Source organism: Sphingomonas sp. BK580 (assembly GCF_014194975.1).
In the GTDB taxonomy this organism is placed as follows: Bacteria; Pseudomonadota; Alphaproteobacteria; order Sphingomonadales; family Sphingomonadaceae; genus Sphingomonas.
Genome location: NZ_JACIAY010000004.1, coordinates 142,352 through 157,699, shown reverse-complemented (window position 1 = coordinate 157,699; position 15,348 = coordinate 142,352). Strand labels below are relative to the sequence as shown.

General features: G+C 74.0%; 12 protein-coding genes. 10 read left to right on the top strand and 2 right to left on the bottom strand.

From position 1 onward, the window contains the following. The 4 genes from FHY05_RS09535 to FHY05_RS22465 are packed head-to-tail and all read left to right on the top strand — an operon-like array spanning nucleotide 1 to nucleotide 5,604. Nucleotides 1–1,482 (top strand): tryptophan 7-halogenase, encoded by a 1,482-nt coding sequence (locus FHY05_RS09535; protein ID WP_260181473.1) that lies wholly within the window; start codon nucleotides 1–3, stop codon nucleotides 1,480–1,482. Beyond that, entirely contained in the window at nucleotides 1,479–3,080 is a 1,602-nt protein-coding gene (locus FHY05_RS09530) for a tryptophan halogenase family protein (protein WP_183944154.1), read from the top strand. Before FHY05_RS09535 ends, FHY05_RS09530 begins: the two co-directional genes overlap by 4 nt. Further along, nucleotides 3,077–4,603 (top strand): tryptophan halogenase family protein, encoded by a 1,527-nt coding sequence (locus FHY05_RS22470; RefSeq protein WP_183944153.1) that lies wholly within the window; start codon nucleotides 3,077–3,079, stop codon nucleotides 4,601–4,603. Before FHY05_RS09530 ends, FHY05_RS22470 begins: the two co-directional genes overlap by 4 nt. Beyond that, nucleotides 4,600–5,604 (top strand): cupin-like domain-containing protein, encoded by a 1,005-nt coding sequence (locus tag FHY05_RS22465; protein WP_311732433.1) that lies wholly within the window; start codon nucleotides 4,600–4,602, stop codon nucleotides 5,602–5,604. Before FHY05_RS22470 ends, FHY05_RS22465 begins: the two co-directional genes overlap by 4 nt. A 37-nt stretch (nucleotides 5,605–5,641) precedes the next feature. Here the strand turns inward: FHY05_RS22465 and FHY05_RS09515 are convergent, their stop codons facing one another. Further along, nucleotides 5,642–6,676, bottom strand: a complete 1,035-nt coding sequence (locus FHY05_RS09515) for a cupin-like domain-containing protein (RefSeq protein ID WP_311732432.1) — start codon at nucleotides 6,674–6,676, stop codon at nucleotides 5,642–5,644. A 25-nt stretch (nucleotides 6,677–6,701) separates the two neighbouring features. Then, entirely contained in the window at nucleotides 6,702–7,544 is an 843-nt protein-coding gene (locus FHY05_RS09510) for a hydroxypyruvate isomerase family protein (protein ID WP_183944152.1), read from the bottom strand. An 85-nt stretch (nucleotides 7,545–7,629) separates the two neighbouring features. On the opposite strand from FHY05_RS09510, the gene FHY05_RS09505 reads away from it, so the two are divergent. The 6 genes from FHY05_RS09505 to FHY05_RS09480 all read left to right on the top strand — a co-directional run bounded on the left by FHY05_RS09505 (nucleotide 7,630) and on the right by FHY05_RS09480 (nucleotide 15,322). Continuing rightward, the gene (locus FHY05_RS09505) at nucleotides 7,630–11,190 is read left to right on the top strand and encodes a hydantoinase B/oxoprolinase family protein (protein ID WP_311732431.1); all 3,561 of its coding nucleotides are present in this window, start codon (nucleotides 7,630–7,632) and stop codon (nucleotides 11,188–11,190) included. A 370-nt stretch (nucleotides 11,191–11,560) separates the two neighbouring features. Further along, complete coding sequence (locus tag FHY05_RS09500; RefSeq protein ID WP_183944151.1) at nucleotides 11,561–12,214, top strand: DUF969 domain-containing protein; 654 nt, start codon at nucleotides 11,561–11,563, stop codon at nucleotides 12,212–12,214. Next, on the top strand, nucleotides 12,211–13,110 hold the full coding sequence (locus tag FHY05_RS09495; protein WP_183944340.1) for a 5-oxoproline transporter, DUF979 family subunit: 900 nt from the start codon (nucleotides 12,211–12,213) through the stop codon (nucleotides 13,108–13,110). Before FHY05_RS09500 ends, FHY05_RS09495 begins: the two co-directional genes overlap by 4 nt. Further along, nucleotides 13,107–14,102, top strand: a complete 996-nt coding sequence (locus FHY05_RS09490; RefSeq protein WP_183944150.1) for a DUF2891 domain-containing protein — start codon at nucleotides 13,107–13,109, stop codon at nucleotides 14,100–14,102. Before FHY05_RS09495 ends, FHY05_RS09490 begins: the two co-directional genes overlap by 4 nt. Nucleotides 14,103–14,231: 129 nt before the next feature. After that, nucleotides 14,232–14,855, top strand: a complete 624-nt coding sequence (locus tag FHY05_RS09485; protein ID WP_183944149.1) for a YbhB/YbcL family Raf kinase inhibitor-like protein — start codon at nucleotides 14,232–14,234, stop codon at nucleotides 14,853–14,855. A 5-nt stretch (nucleotides 14,856–14,860) separates the two neighbouring features. Then, nucleotides 14,861–15,322 (top strand): DUF3429 family protein, encoded by a 462-nt coding sequence (locus tag FHY05_RS09480; protein WP_183944148.1) that lies wholly within the window; start codon nucleotides 14,861–14,863, stop codon nucleotides 15,320–15,322. Nucleotides 15,323–15,348 lie beyond the last annotated feature (26 nt).

Sequence of the window (15,348 nt, the reverse complement as noted above, 5' to 3'; positions counted from 1 at the left end):
ATGCTGGACGCGCCGATCCGCAGCGTCGCGGTGGTGGGCGGCGGCATCGTCGGCTGGTCCGCCGCGGTGGCGCTGCGACGGCGCGTGCCGGGGCTGGAGGTGACGATCCTCGCCACCCCGCCGAGCCCCGACGCGCTCGCCGACCGCCTACCCCATACCCTGCCCTCGACGATCGGTTTCCACGACGACCTCGGGCTGCGCGAGGAGGACGCGGTGGTGCGCGCGGGGGGCACGTGGCGGCTCGGCACCCTGTTCGAGGGCTGGGTCGAGGGCGTGCCACCCTATGTCCACGCGTACGGCAGCTATGGCCGGCCGTTCGGCACGGCTTCCTTCCACCATCACTGGGTCCGCGCCGCACACGCGGGCGCCGCCGCGCCGTTCGACTCGCACGCTCCGGCGGCGGCGCTGGCGCGCGCGGGCCGGGTGGCGACGGGCGCGGCCGACCCGCTGATCGGCGACGTTCAGCCCGGGCTGGTGCTCGACGTCGAGCGCTATCGCGCCATGCTCGCCGCCTTCGCGCGCCACCTCGGGGTGGGCGTGCGCGAGGGGACCGTCGCCGCGGCACGGCTGCGCGGCGACGACGGGTTCATCGAGCGGCTCGTGCTCGACGACGGCGCGACGCTCGCGGCCGACCTCTACGTCGACGCCAGCGGACCGCTGGCCGTCGTACGCGACGCGATCGACCGGGAGCGCGAGGAGTGGTCGGCGTGGCTGCGCTGCGACCGACTCGTCACCGGCGAGGGCGCGCCCGAGCCGCTCTCGCCGCTCGATCGAGTCACCGCGACGGACGGCGGCTGGCGCTGGCGCAGCGCGGCGCCGGGGCGGACGCTGCACGGCCACTGCTACGCCGCCGCCGCGCTGGGCGACGCCGCGGCCGGCGAGGCGCTCGCCGCCGCGGGCGCCACCACGATCACCGCGCCGGTGTCGTTCCGCCAGGGCACGCGGCCCGCCCCCTGGGCGCGCAACTGCGTCGCGGTGGGGGACGCCGCGACGGTGATCGAGCCGCTCGACTTCACCAACCTTCACCTCGCGCAGAGCGCGATCGACCGGATCGTCGCGATGCTGCCGGGGCGCGCCTGCCACCCGCTCGAGCTCGCCGACTACAATCGCCAGGCGGGCGCCGAGGTGGCGCGCGTGCGCGACTTCGTGCTGTGCCATTACGCCACCGCGCGGCGGCCCGGCGCCTTCTGGCAGCCGCCCGCGGCGCTGCCCGAGAGCCTCGAGCGCACCCTGCGGCTGTTCGCCGAGCGCGGCCGCCTGCCCTTCTTCGAGGAGGAGACGTTCGCGCGCGACGACTGGCTCGCGCTGCTGCTCGGCCAGGGCGTCCTGCCGCGGCGGGTCGACCCGCTGATCGACGTCACCGCCGCGGCCGACAGCGACCGCGCGATGGCGGCCTATCGCGCCGCGATCGCGCAGGCGGTGGCGCGCTGCCCCACCGCCGACGATTATCTCGCCACCGCACGAGGACGGCTCGCCCGATGAACGACCATACCATCCGCCACGTCGTCATCCTGGGCGGGGGCACCGCCGGCTGGATGGCCGCCGCGGCGCTGTCGCGCTTCCTCAACAACGGCGTGACCCGGATCACCCTGGTCGAGTCCGAGGAGATCGGCACCGTCGGCGTCGGCGAGGCGACGATCCCGCCGCTGCTCACCTTCAACCGCATGCTCGGCATCGACGAGCAGGCGTTCATCCGCGCCACCGGCGGCACCTTCAAGCTGGGCATCGAGTTCGTCGACTGGGGCGGGCTGGGCGAGCGCTACTTTCACCCGTTCGGCGCGCACGGCCACGATCTCGGCGGGGTCCACTTCCACCAGCTCTACGTGCGCGAGCGCCAGCGCCGCGTGATGCAGGACATCTCGGCCTGGTCGATGAGCGCGGTGGCGGCGCAGGCTGGCAAGTTCGCCCCGCCCTCGCCCAATGCGCAGTCGGCGGTGAAGGAGCTGCTCTACGCCTATCACTTCGACGCCGCGCGCTACGCCGACTTCCTGCGCGACTATGCCGAGCGCAACGGCGTGCGCCGCGTCGAGGGCAAGGTCGCCGCGGTCGCGCAGCGCCCCGAGGACGGCTACGTCACCGCGCTGCGGTTGGAGGACGGCCAGGTGATCGCGGGCGAGCTGTTCGTCGACTGTTCGGGCTTCCGCGGGCTGCTGATCGAAGAGACGCTCGCCACCGGCTACGAGGACTGGCGCCGCTGGCTGCCGTGCGACCGCGCGGTGGCGGTGCCGAGCGCGCTCGCCGGCGACCCGGACCCCTATACCCGCGCCACCGCGCGCGGCGCCGGCTGGCAGTGGCGCATCCCGCTTCAGGAGCGGATGGGCAACGGCCTGGTCTATTGCAGCGACTATCAGACGCGCGAGTCGGCCGAGCGCGAGCTGCTCCACCATCTCGAAGGGCCGCCGCTCGCGCAGCCGCGCCACCTCGCCTTCACCACCGGGCGGCGCGCCCTGGCGTGGAACCGCAACGTGGTCGCGCTGGGGCTCGCCTCGGGGTTCGTCGAGCCGCTCGAGTCGACCTCGATCCATCTCGTCCAGTCCGGCATCGCCAAGCTGATCGCGCTCTTCCCCGACCGCCGCTTCGCCGCGGTCGAGCGCGACGAGTATAACGCGCAGATGCACGAGCTGTACGAGGACGTGCGCGACTTCGTCATCCTGCACTATAAGGCGACACGGCGCGGCGACACGCCCTTCTGGGAGCGCTGCCGCACGATGGACGTGCCCGCCAGCCTGCAGCGCAAGATCGACCTGTTCCGGGCAAAAGGCCGCGTCTTCCGTGAGGGCCGCGAGCTGTTCGCCACCACCAGCTGGGTCGCGGTCTGCCTCGGCCAGCATGTCGTTCCCGACGAGCACGAGCCCGCCGCCGACGCGCTCGACGAGGATCGCGTCGCGGAGGCGATCGAGCAGATGCGCCGCGACTATCTCGCCGTGGCGGACAAGCTGCCGCGGCACGGCGACTTCCTCCGCCACATCGGCGCCGGCGCGGCACCGGCCGCCCCGCCCCCGCCCGCCGCGCCGGACCCGGGGCCGACCTTCTCCTTCGCCTCGGAGACGCCGTTCAACTTCTCGGCCGACCCGCTGTGAGGACCGACTCGATCCGCCGCGTCGTGATCGTCGGGGGCGGCACCGCGGGATGGATGGCGGCCGCCGCGATCGCGCGCGTGCTCGGCGAGATCCCGGGCCTGTCGATCGAGCTGGTCGAGTCCGAGGCGATCGGCACCGTCGGCGTCGGGGAGGCGACGATCCCGCAGATCGTGCTGTTCAACAAGATGCTCGGCATCGACGAGGCGGAGTTCCTGCGCGAGACGCGCGCCACCTACAAGCTCGGGATCGAGTTCGTCGACTGGATGCGACCGGGCCATCGCTACGTCCACCCCTTCGGCTTCTACGGGCTCGACATGAAGGGGATCGAGTTCCACCACCACTGGCTCAAGGGCCGCGAGCTCGGCGACGACACCCCGCTCGACGCCTATTCGCTCGCGGTGGTGGCGGGGCTGCAGGGACGCTTCGCGCACCCGCGCCCCGACCAGCCCGGCTCGCCGCTCTCCAAGCTGGGCTATGCCTTCCAGTTCGACGCCGGCCTCTACGCGCGCTTCCTGCGCCGGCTGGCCGAGGCGAACGGCGCGCGCCGCACCGAGGGGCGGATCGTCGCGGTCGAGCGCGCCGACGAGAGCGGCCATGTCGCCGCCGTCGTGCTCGAGTCGGGCGCGCGCGTGGCAGGCGACCTGTTCCTCGACTGTTCGGGATTCCGCGGGCTGCTGATCGAGGAGACGCTCGAAGCGGGCTTCGAGGATTGGAGCCACTGGCTGCCGTGCGATCGCGCGGTCGCGGTCCCCTGCGCCAACGGCGGCGACCGCCAGCCACTGACTCGCTCCACCGCGCGCGCCGCCGGCTGGCAGTGGCGCATCCCGCTCCAGCACCGCATCGGCAACGGCTATGTCTATGCCTCGCAGCACCTCTCCGACGACGAGGCGGCGGCGACCTTGCTCGCGAACCTCGACGGCGCGCCGCTGGGCGATCCGCGCCCGCTGCGCTTCACCGCGGGGCACCGCCGCCGCGCCTGGGTCGGCAACACGGTCGCGCTCGGCCTGGCCGGCGGGTTCCTCGAGCCGCTCGAGTCGACCAGCATCCACCTCGTTCAGTCCGCGATCGCGCGGCTGCTCACCTATTGGCCGACGCGCCGCTTCGACCAGCGCGAGATCGACCGCTTCAACGCCGCCCATGTCGCCGACTATCGCGACATCCGCGACTTCCTCGTGCTTCACTACAAGGCGACCGAGCGGCGCGACTCGCCCTTCTGGGACTATTGCCGCACGCTCGAGCCGCCGCCCGGGCTCGCCGACAAGCTCGCGATCTTCGCCGCCAACGGCCGCATCTTCCGCGAGGGCGACGAATTGTTCACCGAGACGAGCTGGCTGTCGGTGATGGTCGGCCAGGGAGTCGCCGCCGGCGGCTATCACCCCGCCGCGGACCTGCTGAGCGACGCCGAGACGCTGGCGCGGCTCGATCATATCCGCCGCGTCGTGGCGGAGACCGCGGCGCTGCTGCCGCGGCAAGAGGATCACCTGCGCGGGCTCGGCTGCGATCTGGTGGGGCTGGCGGCGTGACCGCGCCGCTGCCCGAGCTGACCGGCGTCGACCGCCGTCGCTTCGAGGAGGAGGTGCGCCCCGCCGCGCGCCCGGTGGTGCTGCGCGGCATCGCGCGCGACTGGCCGGCGGTGGTCGCCGCGGGCGAGTCGGCCGAGGCGGGCGTGGGTTATCTCAAGCGCTTCAGCCGCCCCGCGCCGGTGCCCGCGATCCTTGGCGAGCCGGGGATCGCGGGGCGCTTCTTCTACACGCCCGATCTCAAGGCGCTCAACTTCGTGCGCGGGCAGACCCCGCTCGACCCGTTCCTGGACCGCCTGCTGCGCGACCGCGGCCATGCCGAACCCTATGCGATGGCGATCCAGTCGGTGCCGCTGCCCGAGCTGCTCCCCGGCTTCGCCGAGGCGAACGCCTGCGCGCTCGTGCCCGACGGCGTGGTCCCGCGCATGTGGCTGGGCAACGCGATCCGCGTCGCCACGCACTATGACCTGATGGAGAATGTCGGCGTGGTGGTGCTGGGGCGGCGGCGCTTCACGCTGTTCCCGCCCGACCAGATCGCCAACCTCTACATGGGTCCGCTCGAGCTGACCCCCGCGGGCACGCCGGTGAGCCTCGTCGACCCCGACGCGCCCGACCTCGAGCGCTACCCGCGCTTCGCCGACGCCTTGCGGACGGCGCAGAGCGCCACGCTGGAACCGGGCGACGGCATCTACATCCCGTTCCACTGGTGGCACGCGGTGGCGTCGCTCGAGCCCGTCAACGCCTTCGTCAACTACTGGTGGAACCCGGCACCGGCGGGGCTGGGCAACCCCTATGACGTGCTGCTCCACGCGCTGGTGGCGATCGCCGCGCTCCCGGCGAACCAGCGCGCGGCCTATCGCGCGGTGTTCGACCACCTCGTCTTCCGTCCGGACGGCGCCCCCGCGGCGCACCTGCCCGACGACGTCAAGGGCGTGCTCGGCCCGCTCGACCCCGGCACCGCCGCGCGCATCCGCGCGACCTTGGTGGATAGCCTCGGACGGTAGCCCGGGGGCATTCTTCCCCGCATCGCGGGGAGGAGTCTCACACGCGCCCGCCGAGCAGCCTGATCAGGAAGCCGCGCAGCCGCTCGGTCCTTGCCGCACTCGCCGGGCCGAGGATGCCGCGCGCGGCGGGCGGCAGGTGCGCGGCGGCCTGGTCGGCGTCGAGCGCGAAGACATAATGGTCGAACCAGCCGCGCCACGCCGCTTTCTGCTCGGGCGGCAGGTCGCGCACGCTCATCAGCGCGTGGACCAGCGCGCCGAAGGGTGAGGCGGTCGCCTGCTGCTCCCACCAGTAGTTGACGAGCACGTTGAGCGGGTCGAGCGCGCGGACATGGTGCCACCAGATCGCGGGGATGAAGATCGCGTCCGCGGGGCCGAGCTCGGTGACCTGGGCGTGCTCCAGCGCGGCGGCGAAGCGCGGGTAGCGCACCAGGTCGGGCGAGTCCGGGTCGACCATGCTCGATGGCGGCCCGGCCATCGTGTGATCGAGCGGGCCGACGTAGAGGTTGGCGATCTGCTCGGGCGGGAAGAGCGTGAAGCGCCGCCGGCCGTGCACCACGCAGGCGATGTTGTCCGATTGGTCGTAGTGGGTCGCGACCTGGGTGGCGTTGCCGATCCACAGCCGCGCGGGCGCGTTCCCGGTCGGCAGCCCCAGCGCGTTCTCGTCCTGCCAGCCGGGCAGATGCTCGGGCGCGGTCGCGGCGTTGGCGTAGAGCGCGTGCGGCGCCGCGGTCCGCTCCTCGGCGAAGCGGACGAGCTCACCGAGCAGCTGGCCCAGCGCCACCTTCTGGCGCGAGAAATTGAAGCCGGTCAGCGCCTCGTCGTAGAAGAAGCGCCCGTGGATCTCGGGCGCGCCGATCATCACGTCGAGCTTCTGCCCGCCGCCGAAGCGCGCGAGATAGGACGCCATCGCGCGATCGCCGCCCGCGCCGGCGCGCACCGCCGCGAAGTGGCGGACCTGACCGCGCAGCACGACCGGCGCGTAGGTCGGGACGATCTCGCGCTCGAAGGTCGCGGCGTCGACCGCGGGGCGCTCGGCGACGCGGCGGGGCGTCGGGATGGCCGCGCCGGACACGGGCCGCGCCGCGCCTAGCGTCCGCTCACGCCGCGCAGGTCTTCACCGCGCGCGCGAGCGCGGGCAGCGGATCGCCCCTGGGCACGAACTCGTGCGCGAGATAGCCGTCGAAGCCGGTGTCGGCGAGCGCGCGGGCGAACGCGCCCCAGTTGACTTCCTGCGTGTCGTCGAGGTCATGGCGCCCCGGCACGCCGCCAGTGTGGACATGGCCGATCCAGCGGATGTTCTGGCGTACCGTGTCGATCAGGTCGCCCTCCATGATCTGCATGTGATAGGCGTCGTACAGCAGCTTGACGTGGGGCGAGCCCACCGCCTCCATCACGCGCGCGCCCCAGGCGGTGTGGTCCGCCATATAGTCCTTGTGGTCGACCTTGCTGTTGAGCAGCTCGAGGCAGATCGTGACGTTGTTGTCCTCGGCGATCCTCTTGACGCGATTGAGCCCCGCGATCGTGTTCTCGGCGCCCTGCTCGTCGGACATGCCCTTGCGGTTGCCCGAGAAAGCGATGACGTTGGGCACGCCCGCCTTGGCCGCCTGCGGGATGCCGACGCGATACTGCGCCTCGATCGCGGCGTGGTTCTCGGTGCGATTGAGCCCATCGGGGATCTGCATCACGTCCGCGGCATAGCCCATCGTGCAGCGCAGCCCGTGGCGGCGCGGCACGTCATAGTCCTTGGGTTCGAGCAGATCGATGCCGTCCAACCCGATCTTGGCGGCGAAGGCGCAGAGCTGATCGAGCGGGATCTTCCCGTAGCACCAGCGGCTGACCGACTGTTTGAGGCGCTTGCGCGGCGGCGTCGCCGGCCCGGCGACGGCCGCGCTGGCGGCGAGGGTGAGTGACGTGCCGATGACCTGTCGCCTTGTGACCATCGGCCGAGTGTAGCGCACCCGCCCGCGGGGGCAAGCCGCCGCGCGGCGATCGACAAGAAGCGGCGGCGCTGCGATAGCATGCGCCGTGTCGACCGCGTCCCCCGCCCCGCTCCGCCGCATCGCGATCGACCGCGGCGGCACCTTCACCGACGTGGTCGCCGAGCGCGAGGACGGCACCATCGAGGTGGTCAAGCTGCTCTCGGTCGATCCGGGCCGCTACGACGACGCCGCGGTGGAAGCGGTGCGGCGGCTGACCGGCGTGCGCGACGGCACGCTGCCGCCGCTCGACGTGCGCATCGGCACCACGGTGGCGACCAACGCGCTGCTCGAGCGGCGCGGCGAGGCGGTGCTCCTCGCGATCACGCGCGGCTTCGGCGACGCGCTGACGATCGGCTACCAGGACCGGCCCGACATCTTCGCGCGCGCGATCGTCCGCCCGCCGCCCCTGCCCGAGCGCGTGATCGAGATCGACGAGCGCGTCGACGTCGACGGCACGGTGGTGCGCGCGCTCGATCTCGCCGCCGCGGGGCGCGACCTGCGCGCCGGGTACGACGCGGGCCTGCGCGCGGTCGCGATCGTGCTGATGCACGGCTGGCGCTACCCGGCGCACGAGGCGGCGCTGGAGGAGCTGGCGCGCGCGATCGGCTTCACCCAGGTGTCGGTGAGCCATCGCGTCGCGCCGCTGATCCGGCTGGTCGCGCGCGGCGACACCACCGCGGCCGACGCCTATCTCTCGCCGGTGCTGCGTCGCTACGTCGACGGGCTGGAGGCGGCGTTCGGCGGCGCGCCGCTGTTCATGCAGTCGTCGGGCGGGCTCGCCGCGGCGCGCGCGGTGAGCGGCAAGGACGCGCTGCTGTCCGGACCCGCGGGCGGGATCGTCGGCATGGCCGCCGCGGCCCGCGCCGCCGGGGTCGGGCGCGTGATCGGCTTCGATATGGGCGGCACCTCGACCGACGTCTCTTTGTGGGCGGGGACCTTCGAGCGGCGCCAGGAGGCGGTGATCGGCGGCGTCCGCGTCGCCGCGCCGATGCTGCGGATCGACACGGTCGCGGCCGGCGGGGGCTCGGTCTGCGGCTTCGACGGCGGTCGCTTCACGGTCGGGCCGGAGAGCGCCGGCGCCGACCCGGGCCCCGCCTGCTACCGCCGCGGCGGGCCGCTGACGGTGACCGACTGCAACCTGCTCCTCGGCAAGATCGTGCCCGAGCATTTCCCCGCGGTGTTCGGGCCCGAACGCGACCAGCCGCTCGACCGCGCCGCCGCGCGCGCCCGGCTCGAGGCGTTGCTCGACGCGGTGGAGCGCGCGACCGGCACGCGCCCCGATGCGCTCGCCGCGGCGGAGGGACTGGTGGCCATCGCGGTCGCCAACATGGCCAAGGCGATCAAGTCGGTGTCGGTCGCGCGCGGGCATGATCCGGCGAGCTACGCGCTGATGAGCTTCGGCGGCGCGGGCGGGCAGCACGCCTGTCTCGTCGCCGACGCGCTGGGGATGCGCGACGTGCTGATCCACCCGCTCGCCGGCGTGCTCTCGGCCTGGGGGATCGCGCTCGCCGACCGGCGCGCGGTGCGCCAGCGCACCGTCGCCGCGCCGCTCGACGCGGGCGCGTGGCGCGAGACGCTCGACCAGCTCGCCGCCGAGGCCCGCGACGAGCTGGGCGGTGAGGCAAGGATCGAGGCGGTGGGGACGCTGCGCTACGCGCGCACCGACCAGGGGATCGAGGTGGCGGTCGCGGACGCGGCGGCGATGCGCGCCGCGTTCGAGACGGCGCATCGCGAGCGCTTCGGCTTCACCGCGGACGACGCGCTGATCGTCGAGCGGCTCCAGGTCGAGGCGGTGCGCGCCAGCGCGGCCCCGGCGATGGCGGCGCCCGAGGCGGCGGCGTCCGCGCCCGACACGATCGAGGTGACGATGGCGGGCGCGCGCCACCGCGCGCCGCTGCACCGCCGCGCGACGCTCGGCGCGGACGCGCGAGTCGCCGGGCCCGCGCTGCTGGTCGACGCCACCTCCACCGTCGCGGTCGAGCCGGGCTGGGAGGCGGCGGTGCTGGACGACGGCACATTGCGGCTCACCCGCGTCGCGGCCCGCGCGGCGGCGGCGGGCGACGCCGCGGTCGACCCGGTGCGGCTGGCGATCTTCGCCGGGCTGTTCATGGGGCTGGCCGAGGAGATGGGGTCCGCGCTCCAGCGCAGCGCCGCCTCGGTCAACATCCGCGAGCGGCTCGATTTCTCCTGCGCGCTGTTCGACGCGGGCGGGCACCTCGTCGCCAACGCGCCGCACATACCGGTGCATCTCGGCTCGATGGGCGACTGCGTCCGTCACCTGATCGCGAGCCGTGGCAGCGACGCGCGCGGGATGCGGCCGGGTGACGCCTACGCGGTCAACGACCCCTATCGCGGCGGGACGCATCTGCCCGACATCACCGTCGTCCAGCCGGTGTTCGCGGGCGGCGACGCGCCCGCTTTCTTCGTCGCCGCGCGCGGGCACCACGCCGACGTGGGCGGCACCAGCCCCGGCTCGATGCCGGCGGACAGCCGCACGCTCGCCGACGAGGGCGTGGTCTTCGACGACGTGCTGGTGCTCGCCGAGGGCCGCTTGCGCGACGCCGAGGTGCGCGCGGTGTTCGCGGGCGGACCGCACCCGGCGCGCACGATTGACCAGAACATGGCCGACCTCGCCGCGCAGCTCGCCGCCTGCGCGCGCGGCGCGGCGGGGCTGGATCGGCTCGTCGCCGAGCAGGGGCGCGAGGTGGTGGCGGGCTATATGGAGCACGTCCAGGCGCACGCCGAGACGCTGGCGCGCGGCGCGGTGCGGTCGCTGTCGGACGGCGCCTTCGCCTATGCCACCGACGACGGCGCGGAGGTGCGCGTCGCGGTACGCGTCGATCGCGCCGCCGGGGCGCTGACGGTCGACTTCACCGGCACGAGCGCGCAGCGGCCGGGCAACACCAACGCGCCGCTCGCGGTGACTCGCGCCGCGGTGCTCTACGTGCTGCGGACCTTGGTGGGCGAGGACACGCCGCTCAACGACGGCTTCCTGCGCCCGGTGACGCTGATCGTGCCCGAGGGCTCGATGCTCAACCCGCGCTTCCCCGCGGCGGTGGTGGCGGGCAACGTCGAGACCAGTCAGGTCGTCACCGACGCGCTGATGGGGGCGCTGGGCGCGATGGCGGCCTCGCAGGGGACGATGAACAACTTCACCTTCGGCGACGCGACTCACCAATATTACGAGACGATCGCGGGCGGCGCGGGCGCGGGCGACGGCTTCGCGGGGGCGAGCGCGGTGCAGACGCACATGACCAACAGCCGGCTGACCGACCCCGAGGTGCTGGAGACTCGCTTCCCGGTGCTGCTCGAGGCGTTCGCGATCCGCCGCGGCTCGGGCGGCGCGGGGCGTTGGGCGGGCGGCGACGGCGCGGTGCGGCGGGTGCGCTTCCGCGCGCCGATGCGGGCGAACATCCTGTCGAACCACCGCGTGGTGGCACCGTTCGGGTTGGCGGGGGGCGGCGACGGCGGGGTCGGGGCGAACCGCGTCGAGCGCGCGGACGGGCGCGTCGAGGCGCTCGGCGCGACCGCGTCGGTGGAGCTAGCGGCGGACGACGTGTTCGTGATCGAGACGCCCGGCGGCGGCGGCTATGGGAGCGTGGCGTGAGCGGGTGGCGCTGTCGTTGCCGTCTGGAAGGTGCGGGCCGGACCCATGCGATCGTGGGAGCCCCGCCTCTTCCATCGAGCACGTACCCCGGCGCAGGCCGGGGTCCAGTAACGCGTCCCTCGCGTGAGCCGCGCGAGCTATCCCGACTTGGCCCCGGCCTTCGCCGGGGTGCGAATGAGGTGGTTCGGCCGGCCTCTCCTTCTCGCTACCGCCCCGGCGGACGCCGGGGTCCAGTTGGGGAACGGCAGCGGACCTCGCACAAGCTCTCCCACCTGGACCCCGGCGTGCGCCGGGGTGGTCAGAGGATGAGGAAGGGCCGAGCGCTGATTCAACACCGCTCGCCTCCCCTTTCCGACCGGAACCGCCGCTGATGCTCGTCCTCGCCGGCGTCGCGGTGATCGCGCTGGGGTTCCTGCTGCGCTTCAACCCGCTGCTGGTGATCGTCGTCGCCGCCGCGGTGACGGGGCTCGCCGCCGGGCTCGAACCGCTGACCGTGCTCGCCCACTTCGGCCACGCCTTCAACCAGAGCCGCTACGTCACCGCGATCTACATGGTGCTTCCCGCCATCGGCCTGCTCGAACGCGCGGGGCTGCAGGAGCGCGCGCGCGGACTGGTCGGCGGGCTGCGCGGGCTCACCGTGGGGCGGCTGCTCGCGGGCTATCTGCTGTTCCGCCAGCTCTCCGCCGCGCTGGGGCTCAACGCGGTGGCGGGGCCGGCGCAGACGGTGCGGCCGCTCGTCGCGCCCATGGCCGAGGCCGCCGCGGCACGCCAGGGCGAGGCGGACGGCGAGCCGATCCGCGCGCTCGCCGCGGCGACCGACAACATCGGCCTGTTCTTCGGCGAGGACATCTTCATCGCGATCGGCTCGATCCTGCTGATGCGCGGCGTGCTCGAGGGCTACGGCGTGCGCGTCGAGCCGTTCCAGCTCTCGGTCTGGGCGATCCCCACCGCGCTCGCCGCCTTGCTCGTCCACGGCGCGCGGCTGTGGTGGCTCGACCGCCGGCTGAGCCGACGCGCGCGATGATCGGGCTCAACTTGGTCTACGCGGTCGCCGGCCTCTTCTTCGCCGCCTGCGCCCTGCTCGGCGCGGCCGACCGGCGCTGGGCGAACGCGCTGTTCCACGCGCTGCTCGCGCTCTCCTTCTTCGCGGGAGACGCGATCGGCGATCTCGGCAACGGCGTGCTCGTGCTCGCGCTGGTCGCAACCGCCACCTCGGGCCGGATGCGGCGCGGCGAGCCCGAGGCCGCGCGCGAGCCGCGCGGCCCGCTGCTCGCGCTGGCGCTGGTGATCCCCGCCGCCGCGCTCGGCGGCACGCTGCTGTTCAAGCGCCTGCCGACGCTGGTCGACTCGCAGCAGGCGACGCTGGTGGCGCTGACGCTCGGCGTGCTGGTCGCGCTCGCGCTCGGCCACTGGCGCCTGCGCGCGGCGCCGCTCGCGGGGGTGCGCGCGGGGCGGCGCCTGCTCGACGAGATCGGCTGGGCCGCGATCATGCCGCAGCTGCTCGCCAGCCTCGGCGCGGTGTTCGCGCTCGCCGGCGTCGGCGACGTGGTCGGCGGGCTGGTCGGCGGCGCGATCCCGGCGGGCAGCGTGCTCGGCGCCGCGATCGCGTACGGCCTGGGGATGGCGCTGTTCACGATCGTGATGGGCAATGCCTTCGCCGCGTTCCCGGTGATGGCGGCGGCGGTGGGCATGCCGCTGCTGGTGCGCCAGTACGGCGGGGACCCGGCGGCGGTCGCGGCGATCGGCATGCTGGCGGGCTTCTGCGGCACGTTGCTCACGCCGATGGCGGCGAACTTCAACATCGTCCCCGCCGCGCTGCTCGAGCTGCGCGACCGCTACGGCGTGATCCGCGCGCAGGCGGCGACCGCGCTGCCGCTGCTCCTCTTCAACGTGCTGCTGCTATGGTGGGTGATCCGATGACCAGGCTCGACCCCGCGCTCGCCGCGCGCTTCGCGCGCATCACGCTCGACCATGTCGGGCGCGAATATCCGTACAAGCTCGACCATGTCCTCACCGGCGCGCACGACGCGGTGCCCCCCGCGGTGCTCCACCCGATCTTCCACGGCAGCTTCGACTGGCACAGCTGCGTCCACGGCTGGTGGCAACTGCTGACGATCCGCCGCCTGTTCCCGTCGCTGACGGAGGCCGAGGCGATCCGCGCGCGCGCCGATGCCATGCTGGTCCCCGGCAAGGTCGCGGGCGAACGCGCCTACCTCGACCGGCCGACGAGCGGCGGGTTCGAGCGACCTTATGGCTGGGCGTGGCTGCTCGCACTGCACGGCGAGGCGGACCGGCATGCCGCGCCCTGGGGCAAGGCGCTGGAGCCGCTGGCACGCGCCTTCGCCGCGCGCCTCGCCGCTTACCTGCCCAAGCTGACCTATGCGGTGCGCGTCGGCACGCATTTCAACACCAGCTTCGCGCTGGTGCTCGCGCGCGACTGGGCGCTCCGCCACGACCCCACCCTGGTCGAGCTGATCGACGCGCGCGCGCGCGGCTGGTTCGGCGAGGACCGTGCCTGCCAGGCGTGGGAGCCGTCGGGGGACGACTTCCTCTCCTCGGCGCTGTGCGAGGCGCTGCTGATGAGCCGCGTGCTGCCGGCGGGCGCGTTCGCGGCGTGGTTCGACGCCTTCCTCCCCGACGTCGCGCGCGGCGAGCCGGCCAGCCTGTTCCGGCCGGCGCACGTGTCCGACCGGAGCGACGGCAAGATCGCGCATCTCGACGGGCTCAACCTCAGCCGCGCCTGGTGCTGGCGCCAGCTCGCCGCCGCACTCGGCCCGCGCCACGCCGGGGCGGCGGCGATGCGCCACGTCGCCGAGGCGCATCTCGCCGCCAGCCTGTCGCACCTCGACGACGATTACATGGGCGGCCACTGGCTGGCGACCTTCGCGCTGCTGGCGGTGCTGGCGGGCTGAGTGCAACGAGAGCCCGGCGATCCTCCCCTTGCAGGGGAGGATCAGATGATGGTTGATCCGCCCTAGCCTCTCCGCCCCGCAACCAGCCGGCGCGCCGGCGGTTCACTGCGCATCACCGCAGGAGGCGCTATGCTCGAACATGTTCCCCACTGGCTCGGCAGCCTGTTGCACAATGTCCGCGCGGGCCACGCCAAGCTGGTGATCGTGCAGGATGGGATCGTGCCCGCGGGCGGCGCGCAGCTGACGCTCTCCAGCCCCGCCTTCGCCGACGGCGCGCGGCTGCCCGAGCGCTTCACCGCCGACGGCGAGGGCGTCTCGCCGCCGCTCACCTGGACCGGCGTGCCCGCCGGCGCGGTCGCGCTGGCGCTGCTGGTCGAGGATCCCGACGCGCCCGCACCCAACCCGCTCGTCCACGCCGTGGTATGGAACCTGCCGCCGGACTCGGCGGGGCTCGAGGAGGGCGCGATCGCGGCCGACGGGCGCGGCGCGTTCGACGGGTCGGACGTCGGCCGCAACAGCTACCAGCAGGAGGGCTGGCTGCCCCCCGATCCGCCGACCGGCCACGGCAGCCACGACTATGTCTTCCAGCTGTTCGCGCTGAGCGAGGCGGCCGCGCTCGACGTCAGCCCGGGGCGCAGCGCGGTGCTGGAGGCGCTGCGCGGGCGCGTGCTCGCGGCGGGCATGCTGAGCGGCACCTACTCGCGCGGCGAGCCGGCCGAGATCGGGCCGGTCGGCGCGGCGCAGCCCGCCTGAGCCGCGTGCGCGACCCGACCCCCCGCCCGCTGCCGGCGGCGCCGCGCTGGCTCGGCCTCGCGGGGTTGCTGCCGCCGGCGGGCTGCGTCGCGGTCGCGCTCGCGCTGCCGGCGCTGCAGCCGGCCGCGACGCTGGTGGGCGGGATCTACGCCGCGGTGATCCTGTCGTTCCTCGGCGGGCTGTGGTGGATGGACTCGCTCGAGCGCCGCGTCACCGCCGCCGCGCCGTACGTGCTGGCGGTGGCGCCGAGCCTGGTCGCCTGGGCGGCGCTGCTGGCGTGGCTGCTCGGCGGCGCACCGCCGGCCTCGTCGCTGCTCGCGCTCGGCGCCGCGGTGCTGGTCTCCCCGCTCGCCGACCGTGCCGCGTCGCCGACGGTCCGCGAGCTGCCCGGCTGGTGGGGCCTGCGGCTGACGCTGTCGGGCGGGCTCGGCGTCCTGACGCTGCTACTGGCGATGCTGGCGCGATGACGTCGACCGTGAGGGGCGAGCCGCTC

Excerpts from the sequence above, each read along its gene's own strand:
- FHY05_RS09535 (WP_260181473.1), top strand. The coding sequence starts at position 1 with ATGCTGGACGCGCCGATCCGCAGCGTCGCGGTGGTGGGCGGCGGCATC.
- FHY05_RS09530 (WP_183944154.1), top strand. The coding sequence starts at position 1,479 with ATGAACGACCATACCATCCGCCACGTCGTCATCCTGGGCGGGGGCACC.
- FHY05_RS09510 (WP_183944152.1), bottom strand. The coding sequence starts at position 7,544 with ATGGTCACAAGGCGACAGGTCATCGGCACGTCACTCACCCTCGCCGCC.
- FHY05_RS09500 (WP_183944151.1), top strand. The coding sequence starts at position 11,561 with ATGCTCGTCCTCGCCGGCGTCGCGGTGATCGCGCTGGGGTTCCTGCTG.
- FHY05_RS09495 (WP_183944340.1), top strand. The coding sequence starts at position 12,211 with ATGATCGGGCTCAACTTGGTCTACGCGGTCGCCGGCCTCTTCTTCGCC.
- FHY05_RS09490 (WP_183944150.1), top strand. The coding sequence starts at position 13,107 with ATGACCAGGCTCGACCCCGCGCTCGCCGCGCGCTTCGCGCGCATCACG.
- FHY05_RS09485 (WP_183944149.1), top strand. The coding sequence starts at position 14,232 with ATGCTCGAACATGTTCCCCACTGGCTCGGCAGCCTGTTGCACAATGTC.